This window comes from Methylomonas sp., from assembly GCF_023228165.1.
Taxonomy (GTDB): domain Bacteria; phylum Pseudomonadota; class Gammaproteobacteria; order Methylococcales; family Methylomonadaceae; genus Methylomonas.
In genome coordinates, this window is the sequence record NZ_JALOBS010000030.1 from 1 (window position 1) to 19,472 (window position 19,472).

Here is a 19,472-nt window from a genome sequence, read left to right on the forward strand (position 1 = left end):
AAACTTGCTTATTCACGGGAGTTTGCTAATTAGCCTTTATAGGCTGAAAGGTAAATGAACGGATAAGCCTCGGATAGTTCTTCTTTTCAAGAAATATCAAGTTCGATGTAACGGTCTACTTGGATTCTGGAAGCTTCGCGGATAAACTCAGAAAATATCTAAAGGATATCGTCCGCGAATGCTTCGAAAAAATGGAATCAATCGACGCGAAATCGCATGATTATCGCCAATTATTCAAAGAACAAATAGTGCGTTATTGGCATGATTTTAGTTATATGCGCGATTTGGATGACCTTATTAATTTTGCAGCTCGACAGAAGCGACTTTACACTGAGCAAGAAGTATCCGCGTCATAATCATTATATCGAAATAGGAATAACGACTTTATAGTTGTCCCAAGGAAAAACTTTGACAAGACGGTATATCGAATATTTACTGATTAGCCTGTTTATATCGCCCGAGAAATGACTTATAAACTCCGTGATTAACTGGTCGAATTGCGCAGAAAATGTCTCTCCATCAATTGTTTCAGTGAATGCATCTGGCGGATTTTGAGTCGGCGGATTTGGCGCGAAACTCCAGAGAAATCGCTTTATTTCTCCGTAGAAATCTAATGGATTTTGGACCATGATTCGTACAATTGCGGTTGTCTTTGGATCGCCTTCCGTTGTGTCAAATAAATGCATGCCGAATGTATCCACGAATCGCGTAGTATAAACACTCGGCGAAATTAGATCGTGTATATCCACATTTTGTTTCGTGCCGCATGTTCGGCTCTTTAAGCAATGGAGAATGAAACTTCTTTTCGAATAATAATTAACATGACATTTATCACAGGTCCATTTTAGTGTTTCTGGGTTTTCATGTATTTCCGAATGAGTATCTATAGCTGTTGCCATTATTGCGTGATTGTCCTTATATTCAACACGAACGCGAAATTTAATAAGAAAGCGCGCGCGAATCGTTCTTTTTTTGGACCGAAAAATCGTTAAGATATTCCTTCTTTACAAGAAATATCAAGTTTGATGTAACGGAGACAAAGCCGGACGAAGCGATTGCGAAAGTCATTCTTCTTTTTGAATTCTCCCATTATCTAATCATTATAAGAGCAGAAATCCAAGAGAAGATGGCAGCAATAGTAGCTTCCCCATGCGAATATTGCGAAATACTAAAGGATTGTTTTCCGAAGGACGACTTTCTGGCAATAGCCGCGATTGTTCACGAAAATAAGCATATCAGTGAACTAATCAAGCTTTGCGAAAATTATATGTATGGTGATGGTCGTCGAAATATTGCCCAGCTTTATTCTATTGTGCAAATCGCTCATGGCAATCGCGTTTCGAACAGCGAGATCATGTTATTACTTTCCAATGCGTACACTAAATCAGATGAACGCGACAAATATTTTTGGGCAGTTTTTAAAACCGCATGCAAACGTGGCAATATCAATACGGTGATTGAAATTACGAGTATTTCGCATCCGTTCGTAATCGTGACGCGCGAATCGCTCATATATTGCGCTGCTGAATATCAGAATGCGCAACTTCTAAAAGAACTCTCATTCTTGTCGGATGGCAGAGGAAAGTTGATGAATTTTGGCTGTGCGATTTCAGCCGCGATTAAGTGCGATAAGGATTCTCTTCTTAAAGATTTACTTAAATTGATAGATGTCAAACTCGATTATGTCGAAAGTCTTAAAACGGCGGCAAAATATGGCAATATAATAAGTGCATCATATATCTTCGGGCTCGCAACTCTTGCCATCACATTGCCTATAGCAGAAATTGTTCAAGTTGCGATTGATAATGGTCAATACGATTTCGCGTACAAATTCATTAAACAATTCGGAATCAAACTTCAAGATTTAAAACTTGCAAAAGATGAGCAAATTAACGCATTTATGCATCGCCTCCTTTAGCGCGAATTTTGCATGCCATTCATGGCACATTTCTTCTTTTTTACAAAAAAAAGAATCGCAAACGCGATTGTTCTCGCTGTTTATTCAAAGAAAAAAATAAATTACCCCGGAGTATTTTCGCGCGCAATTAGAATGCCAAATCTTTATTGGTCATATTCAGGGTCTCCGCGTTTTGCCTCGCTTAAATTCTCCATTAGCCGCGCTTCATCAATTTTCACATCGGAATCAGTTGTGTCAACTTGTGGCGGCGCCGCGGCAGTGGTATTATTGGTTGTTGGTGCGCTTTGTGGATCTGGTTGGAATCCAATTTTAAACAGGTGTCCTTTATAGTCAAATTCTTGATTTTCCGGCACATCAAACGGACGTAAACGAGTAGCATCATCAAATATCGGCGCTTTTTTATCGCCAGTTGGCAGCGCTGCAGTATTATTTATTGCAGACGCGCTTTTTGCATCCGAATCTGGTTGGAGTGTGGCTCTGACCATGTATTCCGCAACATCAAATGCTTGTTTTTCTGGCGCAATAGATGGATGCGGATTAATTGCATCCTTTGGTGTCTGCGCGTTTTTATTGCAAATTTGCAGTGCTACATTCGCGGTTGCCGTTTTTTTCTCCGCATCATTTACCGCCGCATTTAACGCCGCGATTAATGCAATAAGAATTCCATCATCGAATTCATGATGATTTTTGACAATGTCCGCTATATCTTGAATCTGCTTTCGCAAGGAGATAAATAATGTATTCGGTTCTCCGTTGCGATAAGCGCATCGCTGTAGCAGCAGGCTACCTTGATTCAGATGTTTCTTTACAATATCATCATATGATGATTCGCTTTCTTTTGGGTTCAAGAATTCGCGCTCTTCAGCAATGCCACGCCGACGAAGCATGCGACGCATTCGCAAATCCGTAAATGGGTCTGATTCTCCTCTCGCGGAATCATCGCCAGTTGTGTGAAACGGACAACCATTTGTCAAGCGTACGAAATTTTCTAATTCTGCATTCGCTTCATTGCGATCGATAGAAACCTCGCCGTAAATGGACAATTGCCCATTTAGTTCCGGCTTCGCCGTCGAGCCTTCGGCGAGTTTGACGTTATCGGCATTCGTGATAATGCACTTCATGCGCAGAAATCCTTTTTTCAGAAGTATTGGCGATTCTTTATCCGGGATAAATGAGTAAGTATTATTTTTCTTTGTGAAATTCGCCACAAAATCAACAGCGGCAGATTGTTCGCTTTCTGGTAAATCAGCGAAATTGAGTATCATTTGGAGTTTCGGCGGAATCTGTGCGTCTTTGTCGAAATCGACGAATACATGCTGCAAAGTGAATGTGCGCGGTTGTTGCGCTCTTATTACAAAAGTATCCAATGAATTAACGCGGCATGCATTAATCTCCGTCGTAATGATTGCGACATTTGACTCAATAAGTGTCGATACAATTACTTCATGTGATGTTGCCATTTTTTGCGCTCTGAAATTCTCGCGATTAAAATTGTTATATGAAAAGTGATTGTGTTGTTCAAATTACGAAATTGAAAATATACAAAAAAAGAATTACTCCCACAGCGCGATCGCGAGTCAAAAGTTAATGTTCATGGCTTTGAAGCAACAACTACGTCACGATGGCAAGTTTTGCTCCGCGTTTGATGCAGCGTAACGCCGTGTTTTGTCGCGAAAGATTTGCCACATTTCGGGCAAGGGAATTTCAGCGCATCAACCGGCACTTTCGCCCCAATAACGCCACCAGTGCGACTTGGCATCACCATCGTCGCATTATTTGTCGACGACATTCCGCTTTATAGTAGTTACAAAATGAGATTTATAATAGGAATTCATCTTGTGTATTTCGAAAAAAACAATGATGAGAATATATCGCCTAATTCTCGCAACTGCGGCGGATTATTTTCGCGAAGTGGCGAGTGTCCGGTAGCCAAATCATGTTAAAGAGGATCCGCAATTCAGCGTTCGCAATATGTACCTTCGATTATTATCTCTCCATCTACGATATCTAATAGCTTACGCGTACTTCTATCTGGGCATCTTACATCGCATCTTAGCGCTGCGCACCCATTGCGTAACGTTATCGTATTTTTTGCTGTTGTTTCAAAATCAAATTTAATTTTGGGCGGACTGTTGCGAATTTCCGTATGAAATGCCATATCTGTTCCATCAAGATCGTGGTTTACTAAACTGCCGCCCGCATCAAGAAAGAAGAATAAAATGTTGACGTCCGGAATATACCGATCCAAACAAAAAGCGATGCTCAATACTTTGAATTCGCATTTACAATTAGTAATCGGAATCGTGTAAAAATCTCTTTCATTCGCATTTATGGCGATTTTGAACTGTTTCATCTCGCCGCCTATTTCGAATTTCGCCATGATTATAAGTTTGCTAAATTCAACATTAAATTGATAAAAAAAGAAATTAATGCACTGCGCGCGTTCATTGCGAATCCGCGATTGTGCCGCGCATCACATCGAGAGTTCCTTCAATAATGCGCACAGCACGCTGCGGATTATCGCGGAAATAGCGTTTCAATCGCGAGTATGAAATATCCGCAGTACTTGATAGTGCTGCTGGGACGTATTCTCGCGGCATCGCGTTTTCACAATATTTCGCACTTACAACCACGGGATGGTTATCTCTTTCGAGAAGTGCCGCAAGTGAATCTCCCGCGCGTGATGCTTCGTACATCTGCAATGTCGCGACTGGAATTATTTTTTCCGGCGGCATATTTTCGCAATCTCGCGATATAAATTCGCCACTTACCGTGATTGGTCCATCAATAATATCAGCCAACCGATAAAATGTATCTGCAATACGATAACGAATCGCGCATCTGATGCGCACTCTACCACTGCAACTCTCCAATTCATTATTTCCTTGTATCAAAAGATTGTATTGACATCCGCCACCGTGCAACTCCCGCGAAGCGGTCGAGGCTCCGCCGAACTCTGCGCGGGCATATAACACTCCAGATTTGTTATTTTCATCGCATATCGTCTCTAAAGAAAGTCTATCCGCATCATACAGCAAGAATGCTAAATCCACTTCTTGAACGGCATCAGACAACCGAAATGAAATACTATTTATCTTAATTTTGCATTTGCCAGAATTAATTGTGAATACGTTATGCTTTTCATCTTCCAGGCGCGCAATGATTTTAAATTGGCTTAGTGTTGCCATTCGTTATAATGAATCCTCGCTCTTAAATTAAAATAACAAGGAACGCACGCGAACAATGCGAATTTCACATTATCGGGGGTTGAAGGGGGGCGAAGCGCTAAATTCCCCGAGGCGAAGCCGAGGGGAATTGCGCGAAAGCCCCCCTTCTTTTGAAAACTAATATCATAAAACAAAGAAGAAATACTTCGCCAAATGAACGCGCTCTTATCCGCGTGTTTTGCAAATTCAATTCATTCGGCAATTGACGCGATTCCGCCAAACACCGTGAAATTCGGTGGCTATTTCGCCATCGCATGTGAATGTGGATTTATGGAATTCGCTGAGTATCTTTTCGAAAAATGCACCACGCAGGAAATCGCATTTGGATTTCTAATTGCCATCACACATCATCAGGCAGAAATCGTCACGTGGTTGGCGCAATATTTTCCGCACGGTTCACGCGTCTTCTATGCTGCATTATTCGCCGCTTGTGGCGCGAATGACGAGAAAATCGCGGCAATTATCGCTGCAAACATCCATGAAATTCCTGCGCCATTCGCGGCGCAACTTTTGCGATATGCGCGCAACAATTCGAAATTAATCGCGGTAATTGCCGCATTAAAAATCAATCACCCCAAAATATAAATGACGACATCTATCGTCTCATTCATCACACTCATCATTGCGAATTCCGGGCAAATCCGCTATGATTTTGACAACACTACTCAGCCGAAAGACAGCATCGCGCTTGTCGTAGTTGGAAATATTCGCCGCGTGGAATATTCAATATCCGCGCGAGAATTGATTGATATTTCTTTTTCTAATAATGTATTACCATCCAGTGATGCGTGCGGCGAACAACGGGGAAAATCGCTCGCATTTGATGCTGATTGTAATTATCCAAATGGAACTATAATTCGCATCAAAAATGATAATCTAACACCAGTTCGCATTTCTGGATACATAACTTTATTTAGTGCGCTAAATCACCAGTGGATTATTTGGCTTGTTGTTGCGCTATCCATCGCAGTTGCGTTGGTTTTCGCGGCGTTAATCGCCACGAGTCTACTTTATTACTATCGGTTCCATCCTTGCGAGAAAATCCACAAAAGCGAATCGCGAGTTTCTCTCGCGGATTTGTAATTTGCTTTTTTGCCGATTCACATTTCCTTGTTAATTCAAATACACGGACAGAATATATACGACAAAGATGGCAATAACACCGCCAATAAATTTCACCGAAGAATATTATTTTGCTGAAGTTTGGGGTCCCGGCGCCGCAGCAATTACGGCAATTCCGCCGTTAGCCTACAACACTATTACGCAAATCTTAACAATCGGCGATGCATCAGCAGTTAATCGCGGAACAGTGTCAATTGCGGCACAATCATTTGCCGGCATGAAGACTTTTAATGATGGTGTTCGTTCTCTTGTTGCGCCCGCAACTGATGATGATTTAACAAGGAAAAAATATGTTGACGATGCGATAGAATCTCTCATTCTCCATGATTCATATAAGCAAGCGATTCTCAATTTTTATGACGCATCTGGCGGTCTTCCAGTCGCGCCAGCAGTCGGCGATCGCTATTGCTGCAGTGTTGCCGGCTTCGGCTGGAATCAATGGTCAATTTACGAATATCTCGCGGATTTGACTTGGTTTGAAGATGCTCCAGCAGAAGGCGATACAGTTTTCGATAAAACCACGAAACTTCTTTATACTTATGAATTAGTTCCCGCTGTCGGCTATGTGCATTCCGGCAATACGATGCAGCATCAAGATTTAGTCGGTGCCGGCACATTAACACACGCGACGATTGATAGTTATCTTGATCAAACAGTGAAAATCGCCGCAACTCCAACATTCGCCGCATTGACCGCAAAATCTGCAACGCCAATATTCACATTTGCAAATGCAGGAGTAAGCGATGTAACGACTACTTTTTCTCTTGATGTCGCAAATGGAATATTAGGAATTGACCAATCAACTGGTACGGATGTCACAAAGAGAAATAGCGGATTACGGCTCGCAAACGCAGCGCCGCTTTCGTTTACCGGCACAAATGGATATGTTGCATTTAACGGCACTTTTCTGAACGGCGTTTGGACTTCCGCAAACGGCGGAATTGGCACATCGCTTTTGAATTTGCAGGCGAGCAGAATCGATTTTATGACAGGTGCAATCGCCCCAGGAGTGCCGATAACACACGCAAGTCTCATTCCGGGCAGTTTTGCGATATATAGTCCAGATGGAACGAAAGATATCACATTTGCTATTGATGATGCAGGCGCGAGCATGCTGACAACGACGAATAATTTGCTGCGATTTGATGGCGATTTTAATTTGCATTTCCCCGCGAGTGCCGTTATTTACACGAATTTAGCCACTGACGCAGGCGGAAATCTCAATATCACGCCAACCGGCAACAATATTATTACTACGAAATATTTTGTCGCCAATTCGATTCATCTTGGCAGCATCGCGAATACTAATGGATACATCTCTTTTGATGGATATTACGACGCGTTCGATGTTTGGCAGTGGGATCATGTTGCGCCTGGGCGATTGGCATCAATCGTCGAATTATTGCCTAGCGAAATCGATTTTCTTGCTAATAGCGTTGATTCCACAGCGCCGACAAAAGTCGCATCATTCGCGCCGGCAAATTTCTCTCTCTTCGCGAAGGACGATATCGCGCGTAATGTTCAGATATCAATCGCTGATGTAACAGGGCAAGTAACAATTACGCCAACATACGCAACGCGATTTAGTATCGAAGCCGTTCTTTTTGCGAGCGCATTTGATTCATACATGTCGCAATTTCGTGTTGGCACGAGTTATGGTGTGCTTACATACTATGGAAAAATCAATTTTGCCGATGGTACGTGGATTTTACCAGAAGATTTATCTCCTGCGCAAAAAGGCTCGTATATCAAAATGATACCAGAACCGGCGATTTATTTTGCTCTTGCGGCAGTTGCAAATACTCTGCCAACAGAAATCGCGTCAGTCATACCAGATGGACTTCGAGTTATTCTTGGGGGAACATATTTAACGAGTAATGCGGCGCGTGGAGTTCTTTCGTTTAATGGTTTTATTGATGCTGCTGATGTTTGGACAACAAACAACGCAGCGCTACAAACATCTCTCATAATGATGTTGCCAGGCGAAATAGATTTTAATGCTTCGTCAGTCATTAACGTGTATCCAACTACTGTCGCGACAATAACGCCGCTTGGCTTTCATATAAAGACCCGACTGCATCAAGATGCGAGTAATGCGCGCGGAATTCTTTCTTTTGCGGGATTGTATGATGGTGGCGGCGTTTGGGCTGATGATGACCCATTTGTAAAAGCCTCATACACGCAATTGAGCCCTGGCGCGATTCAATTCGCTATTGGATTTGCCGTTGGTGTCGAACCTATTACAAAATTCGATATCTCCGATGTAGGAATCCGCGTCTACGACAATAATGATATTGCGCGATATTGCACGATTCAAAGTGCTACAGCGAATTTAACCATTACATCGCCCGGAACTGTCCCAGCTGGAGGCTGTACAACGATAAAATCTACATTATTAATCGAAAATTATGCAACGAGTCAACAAGCAACATTATCTACAACCGCAGCAACAGAGCTTAATTGCGATAAGCCGTTTGTTTGCGCATCTATTGGCTTTGGTGCGCAAGTTGGCAGATTGTCCAATTATTATAATCCAGCCGGTATTCCGCTCAAATGGACAGGTCCATGGGGAGTTGGCACAACAAAAGATACAACTCTCACTATTGAGCGAAATGGATTTTGTGTCCATCTGAAAGCAACATTTGTTACTGGCGTTGCAACAGCAGCCGCAATCGCAACGCTAAGAACAAATGATGATACTGCAGATTACGATTTAGCCGCAGAATATACGCCTGCACAAGATAAATACATTCCGCTTAGTGGGGTTTTCGATAACGCAGCGTATGTGTTTGGAACTTGCGTAGTTTCCAACACATCGCACGTAACAGTTCGCGTTGGAGCGAATCCTACTGGTGGTGCGTTTGCCGGCGCAGGTAATGCCGCATTTGTAATCGACGTGTGTTATTTCATATAAGCGCACACAAATCGCGAATTATTTTTTTGGCATTTCTCAAAAAAAGAGTCACGATGAAAATCGCTGAGATTAGACAAATGCGCGGCTGCTCTCCGGCAAATTCATTTGCGGTGCTTCAGAAGTCGCAATTTGTGGTGCCTCAGAGACTGCCATCCCTGATGGGGCGCGATTTTCTTTTGCCGCGAGTTTGGCAGACAGCATATCCGCCATTTCTTGAAAATTACTCATCCGCGCGATATAAAGTGCTTCATTGAGATTGCCATGTTCTACATTCGAGAGTAAATCCGCAATTGCGACAAATCCATTTTTGACGGCGATTAATAAACCTTTTTTCCAATCTTTTGCACCGAAACTTAACATTTCATTTACGGCGGCGAGTTGTCCGGCTTCACATGCTCTATAAAAACCTTCTTCTATTGCTTTTGCCCCGCCGACAATTGCTGTATTAATATTGCCAATGTTTCCAGTGATACAAGAAATAAGAAGTAATTGGTCTGGAGATGGTAATTGCTCTTGCGCAACACTTGCGATTCTCGGCAAAGCGCGATTTTCAATCGCTACGCGTGGTTCTGCTGCGGCGCACGTAATTGCTCCAGTTGTGGCTCCACGAGCACGTTTGCGCGCATCCACGAAACGATCCCATAGTGGTTTTTGCTGATTCTCGCACAATTCGCGAAAACGACTCGGTGACGCTGCGACATTCTCAGTGGATGATGATGGTATCTGCGTTGTGATTTCCGCCATTCTTTTGCGCAATTCATTCGCATCGCTACATTGCCGCGCTTGTTGTTTGACCCTTTCTGTAATTTCGTCAATTTGCGAGAAGAGCGCGGATTCTACTTGCGTATTATTAGCGCATGCCGCAGCAGCGGCGCACTGAGGCACATCATCTAAAGTGGCTATTGTCTCCTGTGGGGGCGAATAAATTTTCGATGGAGCAAGTAATTCTGGCGGAATTTGCACCATTTCGAGACTTTGGTGTTCCATTGCCGCCAGTTGTAGTTCTGAAAGCGATTTTGCGCCACAAGAGATAAGATATTTTGCATTTTCTTCTTTGCCATTCTTTTGCGCAACTTCCAATGCCTCGGAAAGATTTTCAGCGCCATTTGTAATCGCCGCATCAATTGCGCGAATATCTTCATATTGGCAAGCAAACAAAAGTGCGTTATTTGCCATGATGATTTGCTGATATGTTGGGGTATCGAGTTTTTCATCCGCTAATGTCAGTGCATCTTTGCCCAAATTCGCCAAAGGTGTTTCTAATTTTGCGTGATATGAAACCGGCATTCTACTATCGGGGTATGGATTTAGTTCGGCGAAGCCTCGACCGCTGCGCGGGAGTTCGGCGAAGCCTCGACCGCTGCGCGGGAGTTCGGCGAAGCCTCGACCGCTGCGCGGAAGTTCGCCATTGGCTCGATCGCTGCGCGGGAGTTCGCCGTAATCAATCATGCGTAAATTTTCTCTACGATGAGCGATTACATCATCTAAATACGCGATTATTTTTGCGCCGAGATCCGCGCGATTTTCATCTTTCAATAGATTTTGCGCTAAATTTCGCCCTTCTTTGAACGCCGTTGCTCCACGTTTCACAAAGTCGATAACAGTATCATATTGCCCGGCTGTGATAGCACTCAAAAATACATCATTTAGCGCTTTCATATCGCATTGGATTATCGAATAGAGATGTGCGATTATTTGGTGTGCACCGCGCGCCTGCATCGGACTTGATAATGCGAGATTTGCTATCCTAATTCCGGCAGCGAAATCTTTTGCCCCAAATTGCACAAGAATGCGAACAACTTCATATTGTCCAGCAGAACACGCATTGAGGAATGAATCATTTATATTTGTGGCGCCGCTATATAGCATCAAAAGCACAAGTTCGTGGTGCCCATAAGTGCTCGCGAGAAATAGTGCACTATTGACATTCGTTGCGCCACTCACTAACGCTTGCGTTGCAGCTTTATAGTTGCCAGTTATGCAGGCTTCTCTTAAACGAGCCTCTTCCATTGGAGAGAATTTATAAGTAATCCTTTTCCTTTTTTATAATCTGCAACAATTATCTTTGAGATGATTAATTTTCAAAATGAAGGGGGACGAAGCGCTAAATGCCCGAGCGAAGCGAGGGCATTGCGCGAGAGTCCCCCTTCTTTTGAAATATTGACTTTCTAAAAATCAACAGAATGGATTGCGCACGTGAAAGGATTTATCACAAAGAAAAAACACTCATGCCGAGTTGCACGACGATTGGCATTGAGAACACGAACTGCGTTATATTTGACATTGACAATCCCGCGCAACTTCTTCCACATATCGTTCAGTTGGAATGGGAGATTTCGCGGCAAATATCCTCTTGCAAAATTATCTGCCTTTTCCTTCGCGATATTGACTTAGCAGAAAGCGGCAAAGTATATAAATTTCAAGATGGAGAAATCATATCCGGACTCGTTGTGCAGAATGGAATGTATTTCGAAAAGGAGATTCAATCCATCCTATCTGTGCTACGCGACACAGATAATCTGCATCACAATTGCATTTGTTTTGCAGCGATTGATTCCGAAATGACACTCGGCATTGTTTTCGCGCTTGCGGATAGAATTCGCACATATTATCATGATGACGTTGGTTTGTCTCCATATAAATTACTTTCCATCACGCAGATAAATGCAGATACTCTAACAATAGTTAAATTAACATATGATACAAAGAGAAAAAAATTAAGCCCTGCAGATACTCCGCAGAATGCAGCATTCGACAATTTGGCACTTGGAATGCAGCAGATGGTTATTTAATCGAGAACGAACCCGATATAGTAGCGGAAATATCGAATTAGGGGTTGAAGGGGGCGAAGCCCGAGCACTGCGAAGCAGCGACCACAACGTGGGAGCGAAGCGAGGGCGAGAGCCCCCTTCATTTTTTGCATTGAATAAATTTATCACATCCGGATATTGTCAAATCGCTGACGGGAATGTTCAAGTGAGAAAATCGATGCAGAAGCACAAATAGTCCTCGCGCGCCAATCGCATTGACGAGTTGCTTTTCACATGCGAGAATATCTTCATCTCTTGCGCCAGACCACTTAAAATGCACTAATACGCGAAACTCGAACAATTTATGCGCAAGAAAAATGATTGTCGCTGAGAGCACCTTTAATTCACATGCGAAATGATAGTCAACAATCGCGTGATAATACATCACTTTGCAGCCGATAAGTGTCTTTAGTCGCCAATTGAGAATTTTTGCGCGCAATTCGAAATCGCGAAACACACTGCCGAACTTGTCAACATCGCAATAAATCGTTCGCGCGCCATTGTCTCCACTTTCGCAAGAAAATGGACTTCTTTCGATAAAGATAGGGCGATATGGCTCTCCAATGAAAAACGGATGATTTAGCGCATCGCGCGCCGAAATTCGCGCCGATGGTTCGCATTCGAGCAAACTCCCGAGGAGTTTTCGCAATTGGTGATTCGCAATCTTCTCGCGCGAAAAAGCGCTCCATTGTGCCTCAAATTGAGGAGGAATAATCACTCCATAGCGTTTCGCAATTTCGCGCTGCAAAAGTGATGGCACTCCGAACATATACGCGAGAGAAACAATGCAATTATATTGAGAGAAATTCCTGGGCGGAATCGTGAGCCCCGTTGTCATCCAAAGAAAAGTCATTCCCAATGCCCACATATCTACTGCAGTTGTGTAATATGGCGAAAATACATAAGTTTCTGGCGGCATAAATGGCGGGCAAGTATACACAGCGCGAGAATATCCGGCGGAAAATGCAGCTAAGCCAAAATCGACTAATTTCGGCGTATCGCCGACCAATACGATATTATCGGGTCGAATATCGCGATGAATGATGCCCATTTCGTGAATATATGCAGTCGCGCTCAGCAATTGGTATAGCATCGCGCGTAATCTTTCTTCGTTAAATGGCGGGATGACTGCTTTTATTCCATTAGCGGCTGCATATTCTCTATCGAGTTGTGTATTGCCGTCCATGCCAAAGCATTCTTTGAGCGTTGGTTCGTGGAAATAGAACAATTTATTGCCTAATTCCATGTCAAGTGTTGATGCCGCATCCGCGATATTTTCGCCTTTAAACGCGATGATATTTGGATGATTTAATGATGACACAATTGCCGCTTCCGTGAGCGCTGTTAAGGGAACGCCCAAAGATGCAGTTTTGAAAAAGTGTTTTTGTGCGATTGCACCATTCACGGCGACAACAGCGCCATAAGTGCCGGCACTTATTTTTTCCATTTTGAAGATTGTTTTATAATGCGCGCGCTTTAGCCCGCTGTCTATATTTGGGTGCTCGAGCCTTCTATATATCGAGGAATATCGTATTTCACTTTATTGCCTCAAAAGAGAGTGTGATTACCATATTAGCAACTCATTAGACAAGTGGCGCGCATCTTTTTTGGGGATTGGAGCAAGGACAAATGCCTCTTCTTTTGAAATTGTGGCGGGCAATCGGATATAAATGGACGCAAATTCGCAGAGTCAGTGCTTTTTGCGCCCTGGCACTTCGCGAAACGCAATAGCGGGAGTCCCGCATTCAGCCTTTATTTCGCTTGAAATACCGCGTTTTCGCTTTGTATGCTACGAGATAAATAATGGCACACTTGATATAGATTATATTCAAGAAAGTCCATCTCAGCCAATATTTTTCAATGACAAAAAACAGCAAGCGCGAATAGAGATTTTCGCGATTATCAAAGAAAACTCAATGTTAATACTGCCGGATTATAAAGACAATGAGCAATTCTGCGAAGTTGCGGCGATTCTTTCAAATAAAATAGCTGGAGAGCATCTTTTTCGCGATAATACGCAGTTTGTATGCACCGCGTTCTTTCGCGCGATATCACTTTCAAAAATTATGCGATGCGTTGACAGTTTGTTCTCTGGATATTTCATTTCAGCGGAACAATTTGCGATTATAGATTGCCGCAATTACGGCGAATCGTGCAATGAAAATTTTCCTATTTTGATTCTACATGGAGGCGAATTATTTACGATGCAAGGCGATTTTCATTTGACAACACGACGTTTATCGCTCGATTCAATGAGCGACAGTCATCCAAATGCGGCGGCAAATCAAGCAGAAAGCGCGGCTCACCTTCGGCTCGACACCCCTGGAGTTTCTCTTTGCACCGCAAGTTGAAAACTCGTCGCAAATTTCTTTTTTTGATACGCAATGCGCAATTTGTCGCCGAGGATTTGCAGTGAATCGAAATGAAAAAATGAGTTACAAAAAATAGAAAATAACCAGAATATTTTCCAGTAATTTGCATGTTTTTTAATCGCGGTTTTCCGAGGAATATATTGCAAATCACCGGCGACAAATTGCGCAAATACTATTAGTGATTAGCATCTGTGTGCAATGCCTTTGGGGGTCGAAGGGGGACGAAGCGCTAAATGCCCTTGCTTCGCTCGGGCATTTAGCGCTTCGTCCCCCTTCAGAAATAGGTTTTCAGAATATCGGAAACTGATTTTTCTTTGATAATTTCATGCTCCTCATCGGCACTATATTCGATGAATAATTCTTCTTTACCCTCTTCCTTGGATATTATCTTTTGAAAAATGCGATGAATAATAGCGCCTTTTTCCAGCAAAATGGAAAGAGCAGCGAATCCAATTCGCACATCTGCATTACGCGGATGAACTGTCGGGGAATATTTCATGATTATTATTTCTTCTCCATCATCCGTAAATTTTCCTTCTACAATCTCAAAATCTGGTTGGAAAATTCGCGGCACGAGTTTCGCAATAACACGCTGAAATATAGTTCTGCCACCACTTTCGATGGTTAGCCGAAAATGTTCTAAAATCTGCCCTAACTCTCCTTCATTTTCGATGAACTCGCCGCGGATAATCGTTTTTCCATGGAAATTTTCGAAATGGTCTCTAAGAATAAACCCAATCGCGATGCATATTTGAACATTTTTTGGACAATCATCCTTAGTTATGATTTCCGGCATTTCTTTATAAGATTCATCCGCCTGACTTCAAAAAAATGAATATACGCCTTTTTCAATGGGCGATACGAATTGGTATGCAAAGAGAATTGTTTTTCACGCACGACAGAGAATTTTAGACTGCAATTTCCGTATTTTTTTATTTAGCAGAATTGTGAAAGCATCGCGAAGCATCGACGCTTCTGGCGGCGCCGTAATTATGCCACGTATCAAATTATCCAATACAACTGTATCTTTTATTTTCCAATGAATATTACCACCCTCACACACGATTTCAATTGCATGTGCGCGGAACAATGAGAAATATATCTTGTATAGTATTTGCTGTTGGCGTACCATTGGGTCTTCATTGGCAAGGCATAAATAATCGCACAATGGGAAATATTCGGTACAATTTCTGCGATATATTTCTTTTGTGATTTTTGCAACTGCTGCAGGCGTTAAACTGGCATTAATATTGGCAGAACAATTCCGCATCGCATCCGGTGACACAACGGCGCAACGATTATCTGAAGGCAGTGAATCGCGCAGTGCTTTACTAGGGCATTCACTAATTACTCGGCGCACAACAGGGAGTAAAGTACCGGGTATATTTGGCAATAAACGCGCCAAGAGAATCGTGGGATTCACTTCCAATATTCCCGCGGCGGCATTTTCGCGAATGTGTCCATCAAAAATAGATGTCACATCGTCCATAACATCTTTCCTCCTGACTAAAAACGCCGTTACATAAATACCCAATAGATGCGTATCATATCCGTAACACGTAATGTCAGGAACGTGGAGCAATACATCAATAGATAATGGTCTTCCAGCAGCGATTTTCCGAACGAAATCGTAATTCGGCGCCATTAGTGCTATCCTAATTACGAAATCTATATTTTTCGGATGAAAATGCTCGATATCTGGAGATTTTCCGCGGGCAATTTTTCGATAGATTCGCGTCTTTTCGCGGATACGTGGCGAAAAGTTCTCGCGCAGCCACTTATTTGCGAAAATGACAATAAGCGTATTTTGTTCTAGTACTGCGATTTGGCGGTCGAAACACTGCGAGCAATCACTGCTGCTGAACAAATATGACAGGAAATTTTTGGACGCATTTTTCGCGAGCCAACGTAATTTCGCCTCGAAAATACTATTCCCCGAAGATAATTCGCAATACTCCCCTAAAATTTGGGCTGTTTCTATCCGCTGGCAAATAATCCGGAGCAAAATGTTTGGCGCTATTTCGTACGACATGCCGGCGAATTCGCATTTTGTAATAGATATTGGTTCGTAAGGAATAAAGCAATGGAGTATTGACTCGTGGGGTGACAGAATCGCATACATACTTGAACAAAGTTCGTCAAAAATACTGATTGGCAATGGTAACCGTACGTGATATTTCAGACTCGGCAACACCTTAATACCTTCAGTGGGTCTTGCCAAGGTTTCTAAATCCTCAGTAGACCCACCACTCTTTGACTCATTTTCTTTGGAAATACCTCTTTGAAAGAGCGAATGCAACGCGACGATATGCTCACTATACGCTTTACGGAAAGCCAATGCTCTATAGGTGAGACTCTGTGAAGTTATCGAAGGACATTTACTATTCATGACGTTTTAATTTTTGAAGCGTTATTTTCAAAAAGTCATACCTTTTCAGTGCTCTCCCGCGCAGCGAGCTCCACCGAAGGTGTCGAGGCTTCGCTGAGCTCGCCTTCGGCTCGACCGCTCCGCGGGAGCTTTAAAGACGGGCTTTCCTTCGCAAAGCCCGCCTTTAGCGAATACTGAGCGCTTTGCGCGAGCCATAGATTTTCCAAAAAAATAACGCGCTTTCGTATATAGAGTGCTGTTTTGCGGAGACCTCGGAGCGCTTCGTGTGGCATAAAAAATGAGTGAAATCTTGATTTGCATTTTGGTTGTTGTCATTATTTTGATTGTATTCCGCGAATACTCACATCGCGAGTCTTTCATTCCTTTGGATGAGAAAGCCGATACACTCGCAAAGTGGTTTTACGTCCATGATGCGCCAACTTACGATAAATTCATTCGCGAAAATGTGACATCAAATATAGTAGAATTTAAACTCTTGTATAATCTCTGGCAGAATAACGAACTAACGGAAGATGCCGCAAGAAAAGCACTCGCGATTTAAGCAACATTGCGCGGAGAGCGCGCGGCTTCGCCGGGCTCGCCTTCGGTTCGAGCACATTGCGCGAGCTCCACCGGAGGTGTCGCGCCTTCGGCGAGTTCAATTTCGCCAACTGCCGGCGCGTGAATCACAGAATATCTGTATTCGCAGCTGTAATATTCATACGCAGTTCGCCGCTTGAAATATTGATGTTTTAGACACGTTTTGGAATCTACAATATCGACAATTACTCTTTTTTTCGTTTCATCGGAACCTTTCCGCATAATTCGCGGCACAATTTGCTTCATTGCCGAATAACGCGGCGACACGAATATTTCTGCTGTCATTCGTACAACTGAGATTCCTGTGCCGCCGTATGAATATGTGGCGAATATTACGCGCGCATTTTCGATAATGTCTTTCCGCTCTGTATCAGAAATCCCACCTACAAAATATCCGCATGGGATTTCTGGATGTTTTTTGCAAAAGCGCGAATAGAGCAGTTCGAGATGATTGCGTTCTTCAGCAAAGATGAATACATTATGCTTATCTTTGAGTAATTCATCGCACTTTTCAAGAATAAATCTATTGCGAAATGCATCGCGCGCCATTTGCTCGTACATAAAGTGGACAAATATTTCGCCAGTTGCATCGTGCGTCAAATTCTGCGTGAGATTTTCGGGACCATAATAATTCACAACTTGTACACAACAGCTGAATGAGTTTTCTGGATATTCGAATCCTGGCACTTTTGCAGCGTCAATAATCGGCGATAGATGCTTCTGAAATATAAAGTCAAATTCATCACGACGGTCATTTGGTGTTGCGGTCATTCCGAGATTCCATCTTGCTTTTGCTGCGCACCAAAAGACACTCATTCGCTTTTCTGTGCAATATTGATGAACCTCATCAAAAATAACCAAATCGAAATTCGAAAAGAAGCGCGGATTATCCTCCGCGGCTTTCACAGCGGAATTGATGACTGCGATGCAAATGTCATTTTTCTCCGGCGAGAAATCCATAACACTCGCGATTAACGCCGATTTCTCGCCCTCTATGGGCGGCGTAAGGACGCTTTTCATATCTGTTGATATTTGCGCCGCCAGCGCGATTGTCGGCACAATATAGAGCGTTTTCACGCAAAGGCGACGAATAATCGCCGCCGCAATGAAACTTTTGCCCCATCCAGCGCGCAAATACAGCACTGCGCTGCCAACTTGTGCGGGATTATTCACAAGCGCAGAAGTTGTTGCTTCTAAGAGCACTTTTTGCGATTCATATAGGAATTCTTCTTGCGCAATCGGCTGTGTGATTCGCCGCACTGGCGGAAATGCGACAAGAATATTAAAATGTTCTGCAATTGCGCTGCGTATTCCTCTGGGCAAAGAAATAAACACTTCTCCGCCTTTATCGCGGATATTGCGATAAACACTTACTATCTTCGCAGCGCCTATTTTTGGGTCGTAGCGCTTTGTAAGCGATGCGTAAAATTCGCCGACTCTATCGCCGAATGCGGCATTTAAATCGGTTTTCCGGATTAAGAAGCCTTCTGTGCGCAAATATGCCGGCGGCTTATATTTTGGCGCATTTACCTCAAGTGGAGTAATGATTTCGCCGGGCTCCCGCGCAGCGGTCGCGCCGAAGGCGAGCTTTTCTTTGTTGTCTTCCTTTGGCGCCGTGGTGGCGCGACTTCTGGCGGGGTCACACATGGCTGCGTATCGCGCGGTGGGTTTATTATTGTATCTGAATCTGTTTTCAATTCGCGCGAAGCACTTTGCTGCAGCGCTGTACTGGCGGCTTGTGCGGATTTACTGTCTGTTGCGCTAAGATTATCAACAATCCATTGTGGCACTTTTACGCGAATGGAATGCCCTTTTATGAACGACAAACTCGGCTCTCTAAGCGGCATAGAATAAAACACCAATTTAATTTCATCAATGCGCGTAATGCCTTTGCTGTCTAGAAGTTTTACAAAATGAAAGCGCACATCATTCTCGCGGCATCCATTTGTGGCGGCAATAGTTGCGCACATTTTGCGCAGTGCTTCAATCGTTAAATCTCTCGCGCCGCTGCAATTCTCTTCATCGCCTTCGCAGAGCACGCGCGCGCATTCGCCATGAAATATTTGTGCACCAGCAGTCATATCATCCAGCATATCTGTCATTCTTTTTGAATTGCTCTTCTTTGGTAAAATATATAATCC

Annotated in this window: 16 protein-coding genes; 7 read left to right on the forward strand and 9 right to left on the reverse strand. The window is 43.2% G+C overall.

Features of this window, described 5'->3' with window-relative positions; all coding sequences use genetic code 11:
- Positions 1-1,126 precede the first annotated feature (1,126 nt).
- The gene (locus tag M0R33_RS18835; protein ID WP_292572946.1) at positions 1,127-1,918 is read left to right on the forward strand and encodes a hypothetical protein; all 792 of its coding nucleotides are present in this window, start codon (positions 1,127-1,129) and stop codon (positions 1,916-1,918) included.
- A 143-nt stretch (positions 1,919-2,061) separates the two neighbouring features.
- Here M0R33_RS18835 and M0R33_RS18840 read toward each other — a convergent pair whose 3' ends face one another.
- From M0R33_RS18840 to M0R33_RS18850, 3 genes are all read right to left on the reverse strand, one after another.
- Positions 2,062-3,378 carry a hypothetical protein gene (locus tag M0R33_RS18840; protein WP_292572947.1) on the reverse strand — a complete coding sequence of 439 codons (1,317 nt, stop codon included), beginning with the start codon at positions 3,376-3,378 and terminating at the stop codon, positions 2,062-2,064.
- A gap of 497 nt (positions 3,379-3,875) precedes the next feature.
- On the reverse strand, positions 3,876-4,298 hold the full coding sequence (locus M0R33_RS18845) for a hypothetical protein (RefSeq protein WP_292572950.1): 423 nt from the start codon (positions 4,296-4,298) through the stop codon (positions 3,876-3,878).
- A gap of 64 nt (positions 4,299-4,362) precedes the next feature.
- Positions 4,363-5,106 (reverse strand): hypothetical protein, encoded by a 744-nt coding sequence (locus M0R33_RS18850; RefSeq protein ID WP_292572952.1) that lies wholly within the window; start codon positions 5,104-5,106, stop codon positions 4,363-4,365.
- Positions 5,107-5,298: 192 nt separating this feature from the next.
- On the opposite strand from M0R33_RS18850, the gene M0R33_RS18855 reads away from it, so the two are divergent.
- The 3 genes from M0R33_RS18855 (at position 5,299) to M0R33_RS18865 (ending at position 9,181) form a co-directional block, all read left to right on the forward strand.
- Complete coding sequence (locus tag M0R33_RS18855) at positions 5,299-5,730, forward strand: hypothetical protein (RefSeq protein ID WP_292572953.1); 432 nt, start codon at positions 5,299-5,301, stop codon at positions 5,728-5,730.
- Positions 5,731-6,228 carry a hypothetical protein gene (locus tag M0R33_RS18860; RefSeq protein ID WP_292572956.1) on the forward strand — a complete coding sequence of 166 codons (498 nt, stop codon included), beginning with the start codon at positions 5,731-5,733 and terminating at the stop codon, positions 6,226-6,228.
- A gap of 67 nt (positions 6,229-6,295) precedes the next feature.
- On the forward strand, positions 6,296-9,181 hold the full coding sequence (locus M0R33_RS18865) for a hypothetical protein (RefSeq protein WP_292572958.1): 2,886 nt from the start codon (positions 6,296-6,298) through the stop codon (positions 9,179-9,181).
- Between the two features lie 69 nt (positions 9,182-9,250).
- Here the strand turns inward: M0R33_RS18865 and M0R33_RS18870 are convergent, their stop codons facing one another.
- Complete coding sequence (locus M0R33_RS18870; RefSeq protein WP_292572961.1) at positions 9,251-11,191, reverse strand: hypothetical protein; 1,941 nt, start codon at positions 11,189-11,191, stop codon at positions 9,251-9,253.
- A gap of 173 nt (positions 11,192-11,364) precedes the next feature.
- Between M0R33_RS18870 and M0R33_RS18875 the strand changes: the two genes are divergently transcribed.
- Positions 11,365-11,973: a hypothetical protein gene (locus tag M0R33_RS18875; RefSeq protein ID WP_292572963.1), complete on the forward strand. Its 609-nt coding sequence runs from the start codon at positions 11,365-11,367 to the stop codon at positions 11,971-11,973.
- Between the two features lie 118 nt (positions 11,974-12,091).
- Here the strand turns inward: M0R33_RS18875 and M0R33_RS18880 are convergent, their stop codons facing one another.
- Positions 12,092-13,438, reverse strand: coding sequence for a protein kinase (locus M0R33_RS18880; protein ID WP_292572965.1), 1,347 nt, complete (start codon positions 13,436-13,438; stop codon positions 12,092-12,094).
- Between the two features lie 223 nt (positions 13,439-13,661).
- Between M0R33_RS18880 and M0R33_RS18885 the strand changes: the two genes are divergently transcribed.
- Positions 13,662-14,342, forward strand: a complete 681-nt coding sequence (locus M0R33_RS18885; RefSeq protein ID WP_292572968.1) for a hypothetical protein — start codon at positions 13,662-13,664, stop codon at positions 14,340-14,342.
- Between the two features lie 295 nt (positions 14,343-14,637).
- Here M0R33_RS18885 and M0R33_RS18890 read toward each other — a convergent pair whose 3' ends face one another.
- Both M0R33_RS18890 and M0R33_RS18895 read right to left on the reverse strand, forming a co-directional pair.
- Entirely contained in the window at positions 14,638-15,159 is a 522-nt protein-coding gene (locus M0R33_RS18890; RefSeq protein WP_292572970.1) for a hypothetical protein, read from the reverse strand.
- Positions 15,160-15,252: 93 nt separating this feature from the next.
- Positions 15,253-16,752 (reverse strand): hypothetical protein, encoded by a 1,500-nt coding sequence (locus M0R33_RS18895; protein ID WP_292572973.1) that lies wholly within the window; start codon positions 16,750-16,752, stop codon positions 15,253-15,255.
- Positions 16,753-17,029: 277 nt separating this feature from the next.
- On the opposite strand from M0R33_RS18895, the gene M0R33_RS18900 reads away from it, so the two are divergent.
- A complete protein-coding gene (locus M0R33_RS18900) occupies positions 17,030-17,293 on the forward strand; it encodes a hypothetical protein (RefSeq protein WP_292572974.1) in 264 nt (87 codons plus the stop codon).
- Here the strand turns inward: M0R33_RS18900 and M0R33_RS18905 are convergent.
- Both M0R33_RS18905 and M0R33_RS18910 read right to left on the reverse strand, forming a co-directional pair.
- Positions 17,290-18,666: a DEAD/DEAH box helicase family protein gene (locus M0R33_RS18905; RefSeq protein ID WP_292573077.1), complete on the reverse strand. Its 1,377-nt coding sequence runs from the start codon at positions 18,664-18,666 to the stop codon at positions 17,290-17,292. The two genes, M0R33_RS18900 and M0R33_RS18905, sit on opposite strands and share 4 nt — an antisense overlap.
- 191 nt (positions 18,667-18,857) lie before the next feature.
- A complete protein-coding gene (locus tag M0R33_RS18910) occupies positions 18,858-19,433 on the reverse strand; it encodes a hypothetical protein (RefSeq protein ID WP_292572976.1) in 576 nt (191 codons plus the stop codon).
- Positions 19,434-19,472: the final 39 nt, after the last annotated feature.

Coding starts and splice junctions, on each gene's coding strand:
- M0R33_RS18850 (WP_292572952.1), bottom strand. CDS start 5,106: ATGGCAACACTAAGCCAATTTAAAATCATTGCGCGCCTGGAAGATGAA.
- M0R33_RS18860 (WP_292572956.1), top strand. CDS start 5,731: ATGACGACATCTATCGTCTCATTCATCACACTCATCATTGCGAATTCC.
- M0R33_RS18875 (WP_292572963.1), top strand. CDS start 11,365: ATGGATTGCGCACGTGAAAGGATTTATCACAAAGAAAAAACACTCATG.
- M0R33_RS18885 (WP_292572968.1), top strand. CDS start 13,662: ATGGACGCAAATTCGCAGAGTCAGTGCTTTTTGCGCCCTGGCACTTCG.
- M0R33_RS18910 (WP_292572976.1), bottom strand. CDS start 19,433: ATGACAGATATGCTGGATGATATGACTGCTGGTGCACAAATATTTCAT.
- M0R33_RS18845 (WP_292572950.1), bottom strand. CDS start 4,298: ATGGCGAAATTCGAAATAGGCGGCGAGATGAAACAGTTCAAAATCGCC.
- M0R33_RS18900 (WP_292572974.1), top strand. CDS start 17,030: ATGAGTGAAATCTTGATTTGCATTTTGGTTGTTGTCATTATTTTGATT.
- M0R33_RS18865 (WP_292572958.1), top strand. CDS start 6,296: ATGGCAATAACACCGCCAATAAATTTCACCGAAGAATATTATTTTGCT.
- M0R33_RS18890 (WP_292572970.1), bottom strand. CDS start 15,159: ATGCCGGAAATCATAACTAAGGATGATTGTCCAAAAAATGTTCAAATA.
- M0R33_RS18870 (WP_292572961.1), bottom strand. CDS start 11,191: ATGGAAGAGGCTCGTTTAAGAGAAGCCTGCATAACTGGCAACTATAAA.
- M0R33_RS18895 (WP_292572973.1), bottom strand. CDS start 16,752: ATGAATAGTAAATGTCCTTCGATAACTTCACAGAGTCTCACCTATAGA.
- M0R33_RS18840 (WP_292572947.1), bottom strand. CDS start 3,378: ATGGCAACATCACATGAAGTAATTGTATCGACACTTATTGAGTCAAAT.
- M0R33_RS18855 (WP_292572953.1), top strand. CDS start 5,299: ATGAACGCGCTCTTATCCGCGTGTTTTGCAAATTCAATTCATTCGGCA.
- M0R33_RS18835 (WP_292572946.1), top strand. CDS start 1,127: ATGGCAGCAATAGTAGCTTCCCCATGCGAATATTGCGAAATACTAAAG.
- M0R33_RS18880 (WP_292572965.1), bottom strand. CDS start 13,438: ATGGAAAAAATAAGTGCCGGCACTTATGGCGCTGTTGTCGCCGTGAAT.